The organism is Streptomyces sp. E2N166 (assembly GCF_003671715.1).
Lineage (GTDB): Bacteria > Actinomycetota > Actinomycetes > Streptomycetales > Streptomycetaceae > Streptomyces > Streptomyces thinghirensis.
In genome coordinates this window covers 234285-238341 of the sequence record NZ_RAIF01000031.1, presented here as the reverse complement: position 1 = coordinate 238341, position 4057 = coordinate 234285, and the positions used below count along the sequence as shown (strand labels likewise).

The 4057-nt window shown below is 72.1% G+C and carries 4 protein-coding genes; 3 read left to right on the top strand and 1 reads right to left on the bottom strand.

The genetic code is table 11. From position 1 onward, the window contains the following. Window positions 1-120: 120 nt before the first annotated feature. Window positions 121-879 carry a SigE family RNA polymerase sigma factor gene (locus tag EBH09_RS23100; RefSeq protein ID WP_121748855.1) on the bottom strand — a complete coding sequence of 253 codons (759 nt, stop codon included), beginning with the start codon at window positions 877-879 and terminating at the stop codon, window positions 121-123. A 272-nt stretch (window positions 880-1151) separates the two neighbouring features. On the opposite strand from EBH09_RS23100, the gene afsQ1 reads away from it, so the two are divergent. The 3 genes from afsQ1 to EBH09_RS23085 are packed head-to-tail and all read left to right on the top strand — an operon-like array spanning window position 1152 to window position 4017. Beyond that, window positions 1152-1829: a two-component system response regulator AfsQ1 gene (gene afsQ1, locus EBH09_RS23095; protein WP_055418182.1), complete on the top strand. Its 678-nt coding sequence runs from the start codon at window positions 1152-1154 to the stop codon at window positions 1827-1829. Further along, window positions 1826-3409: a HAMP domain-containing sensor histidine kinase gene (locus tag EBH09_RS23090; RefSeq protein WP_121748854.1), complete on the top strand. Its 1584-nt coding sequence runs from the start codon at window positions 1826-1828 to the stop codon at window positions 3407-3409. Before afsQ1 ends, EBH09_RS23090 begins: the two co-directional genes overlap by 4 nt. Next, window positions 3409-4017 (top strand): hypothetical protein, encoded by a 609-nt coding sequence (locus EBH09_RS23085; protein ID WP_121748853.1) that lies wholly within the window; start codon window positions 3409-3411, stop codon window positions 4015-4017. The genes EBH09_RS23090 and EBH09_RS23085 overlap by 1 nt, the downstream gene beginning before the upstream one ends. Window positions 4018-4057 lie beyond the last annotated feature (40 nt).

Genomic DNA, 4057 nt, shown 5'->3' with positions numbered 1-4057 from the left:
CTTCCCCCGTGTCCCCCGTTGTTCCCCCGTGGTGCTTCCCCGTGAGTAAGAGCCCGGCGTCCTCCCCCTGATACACCCCGGCTCCTACTTTTTTTCGCGGTCCCCCCGGCCCGCCGTCCTTCAGGCGACCAACTCGCCGAAGGCGTCCTCCCGGTCACGGCCGAAGCTGAGGACCTCGTCCTCGCGCAGCCGGCGGAGCGACCGCCAGATGCTGGACTTCACCGTGCCCACACTGATGTCGAGGATGTCCGCGATCTCCGGGTCCGTGCGGCCCTCGTAGTAGCGCAGGACCAGCATGGTGCGCTGGAGTTCGGGCAGCCGGGCCAGCGCCTGCCACAGGACCGTGCGCAGTTCGGTGCCGCGCATCGCGTCCGTGTCGCCGGCCGTCTCCGGCAGCTCCTCGGTCGGGTACTCGTTGAGCTTGCGGCGCCGCCAGGCGCTGATGTGCAGGTTGGTCATGGTGCGGCGGAGGTATCCGCCGACCGCCGCCTTGTCACTGATCCGCTCCCACGCCCGGTACGTCGAGAACAGCGCGCTCTGCAGCAGGTCCTCGGCCTCGAAGCGGTCGCCGGTGAGGTGGTAGGCGGTGGCGTACAGGGAGGCGCGGCGCTCCCGGACGTAGGCGGTGAACTCCGCCTCCGACAGCGAGGCGCGCTCCCCCGAGCCCTCCCCGTACGTCGTTCCCCCCCGCACCGGCCCCCCGTGCGTCTCCCCCTGACGCGCGTCGACCACCGCGACGTAGGCGGTGTGCTGGCGCCCGGTGCCGCGAGCGCACCCCCGCCCGCTCACGGCACCGGACTTCTCGGAACCCCGGTGTACGTGCACGTCGTGCAGACGCGTGACCACTGCGCTGGTGCTGGTGCCCTTCAGCGTGTTCATCTCGCGCCCCCCGTCGTGGACTTCCGGTGTTCGGCCTGCTGTGCTGCGACTTGCCGTACTGCTTGTACTGCCTGTACCGCGACTCGCTGTGTTGCCTGTGACGAAAAGCTTGCCGCGGCGACTTCATGGCCGTGTCCGCCGACTGTCACAGAGCTGTCACAGGGGTCCGTCACGGTCGCACCACCGTTCCTTCACAGGGTCCGGCGGCGTGGCGGGGCCCCATCCGGACCCACAGGTCGAACCGCACCCCCTTCATGGGCCAGAATGAGCCCGTGCCTTCCCTGTTGCTGATCGAGGACGACGACGCCATCCGTACGGCCCTGGAGCTCTCCCTGACCCGCCAGGGCCACCGGGTGGCCACCGCTGCCAGCGGTGAGGACGGTCTGAAGCTGTTGCGCGAGCAGCGGCCGGACCTGATCGTGCTGGACGTGATGCTGCCCGGCATCGACGGTTTCGAGGTGTGCCGTCGCATCCGGCGCACCGACCAGCTGCCGATCATCCTGCTGACCGCGCGCAACGACGACATCGACGTGGTCGTCGGTCTCGAGTCGGGCGCCGACGACTACGTCGTCAAACCCGTCCAGGGCCGGGTGCTGGACGCCCGTATCCGGGCCGTGCTGCGGCGCGGGGAGCGGGAGTCGACCGACTCGGCGAGCTTCGGCGGCCTGGTCATCGACCGGTCGGCGATGACCGTGACGAAGAACGGCGAGGATCTCCAGCTCACGCCGACCGAGCTGCGGCTGCTGCTCGAACTGAGCCGGCGGCCGGGGCAGGCGCTGTCCCGGCAGCAACTGCTGCGGCTGGTGTGGGAGCACGACTACCTCGGTGACTCCCGGCTGGTGGACGCCTGCGTGCAGCGGCTGCGCGCCAAGGTCGAGGACGTGCCGTCGTCCCCGACCCTGATCCGTACCGTGCGGGGTGTCGGCTACCGGCTGGATCCGCCTCAGTGACACAGGAACACCAGGGGGGTTCACGCGGCTGGGTCGCGGCTCGCAAGGGAGTCTGGTCCTGGCTGCGCTTCACCAGCCTGCGCCTGCGGCTGGTCCTCGTCTTCGGTCTCGTCGCACTCACCGCCGCCGTGTCCGCGTCCGGCATCGCCTACTGGCTGAACCGGGAGGCGGTGCTCACCCGCGCCCAGGACGCGGTGCTGCGCGACTTCGAGCGGGAGATGCAGAACCGGGCGGGCGCGCTGCCCGAGCGCCCCACCCAGGACGAGTTGCAGCACGCCGCCGGGCAGATGGCCAACAGCAGCCAGCGGTTCAGCGTGCTGCTGGTCGCCGAGAACCCCGCGGGCGAGACCGTGTACGGCGGTTCCGGCCGCCTGGGCGGCTTCGCGCTCTCCGACGTGCCCGAGTCGCTGCGCACGGCGGTGAACAAGGAGCAGAAGGTCACCCCGGCCAACAAGCACCCGTACCACCTGTACTGGCAGCGGACGACCGACGACGGCACCCCCTACCTGGTGGCCGGCACGAAGGTGATCGGCGGCGGAGCCACCGGCTACATGCTCAAGTCGCTGGAACCGGAGGCCGAGGACCTGAACTCGCTCGCCTGGTCGCTGGGGATCGCCACCGCACTCGCCCTGCTCGGCTCCGCGCTGCTCGCGCAGGCGCTGGCGACGACCGTGCTGAAGCCGGTGCACCGGCTCGGGGTCGCGGCGCGGCGCCTCGGCGAGGGCAGGCTGGACACCCGGCTGCGGGTGTCCGGCACCGACGAACTGGCCGATCTGTCCCGGACGTTCAACAGCGCCGCCGAGGCGCTGGAGAAGCGGGTCGCGGACATGGCGGGCCGGGAGCAGGCCTCGCGGCGCTTCGTGGCGGACATGAGCCATGAGCTGCGCACGCCGCTGACCGCGATCACCGCCGTCACGGAGGTGCTGGAGGAGGAGCTGGAGTTCGAGGGCGGCGGCTTCGACCCGATGATCGAGCCCGCGGTGCGGCTCGTGGTCAGCGAGACACGGCGGCTGAACGACCTGGTGGAGAACCTGATGGAGGTCACCCGCTTCGACGCGGGCACCGCCCGGCTGGTCCTGGACGACGTCGACGTCGCCGACCAGATCACCGCCTGCATCGACGCCCGCGCCTGGCTGGACGCCGTCGACCTGGACGCCGAGCGCGGCATCCACGCCCGTCTCGACCCGCGCCGCCTGGACGTGATCCTGGCCAACCTGATCGGCAACGCGCTCAAGCACGGCGGGTCGCCGGTGCGGGTGTCGGTCGCGCGGGCGGACGACGAGGTGGTCATCCGGGTGCGGGACAACGGGCCCGGCATCCCCGAGGACGTCCTGCCGCACGTCTTCGACCGCTTCTACAAGGCGAGCGCCTCCCGACCGCGCTCCGAGGGCAGTGGGCTCGGCCTGTCCATCGCCCTGGAGAACGCGCACATCCACGGCGGTGGGATCACCGCCGAGAACTCCCCCGAGGGTGGTGCGGTGTTCACGCTGCGGCTGCCGCAGGACCCGCCGGCGGACGAGGACGCCGGGGGTACTTCGGGTGACGGGAGCACGGGCAAGGACGCGAAGGGACAGGTCTGATGACCGTACGCCGTCTGTCGGCACTGCCCGGGCTGGCCGTGCTGGCCGCGCTGCTCGCCGGGTGCGGCATCCGGGCCACGGAGGTGCCCACGGACTACGGTCCCGCCCCCTCGCGGGTGCGCTGCTCGCTCGCCGAGCCGGACGTGTCGACGCAGGCCGCGCCCGGCGTACCGGTGCAGGTCTTCCTGCTGTGCGGCTCGTCGCTGGTGGCCGTGGACCGGACGGTGCGGGTGCCGGACGGCGTGGACTCCGGGCGGCGGGTACTGATGGCCCAGGGGCTGCTGAACGAGCTGGCGGCGCCGCCGTCGGCCGCGGAGAAGGAGGCCGGGTACACCACGGACGTACGCCGCGGCGTCACCGTGACCGGCCCGCGCCCCGGCGACCCGAAGGACACACTGCGCCTCGACACCGCCCCCGACGACCTCACGTCGTACGCGCTCGCCCAGGTCGTCTGCACCCTCTCCGACTCGGCCGCGGGCGAGGGCGACGGCTCCGTCGTCCTGGCCGGCCCCGGCGACCGGTCCGCACGCCGCCACGTCTGCACGGACGAGGTCCGCGCCCGGCCGGGCAGCAACGAACCGCCGGCGGGCGAGGTCACGGACGGCTGACGGCCCCGGCGGCCGGCAGGGGCGGGGCTGGCGCGCAGGC

Excerpts from the sequence above, each read along its gene's own strand:
- EBH09_RS23100 (WP_121748855.1), bottom strand. The coding sequence starts at position 879 with ATGAACACGCTGAAGGGCACCAGCACCAGCGCAGTGGTCACGCGTCTG.
- EBH09_RS23085 (WP_121748853.1), top strand. The coding sequence starts at position 3,409 with ATGACCGTACGCCGTCTGTCGGCACTGCCCGGGCTGGCCGTGCTGGCC.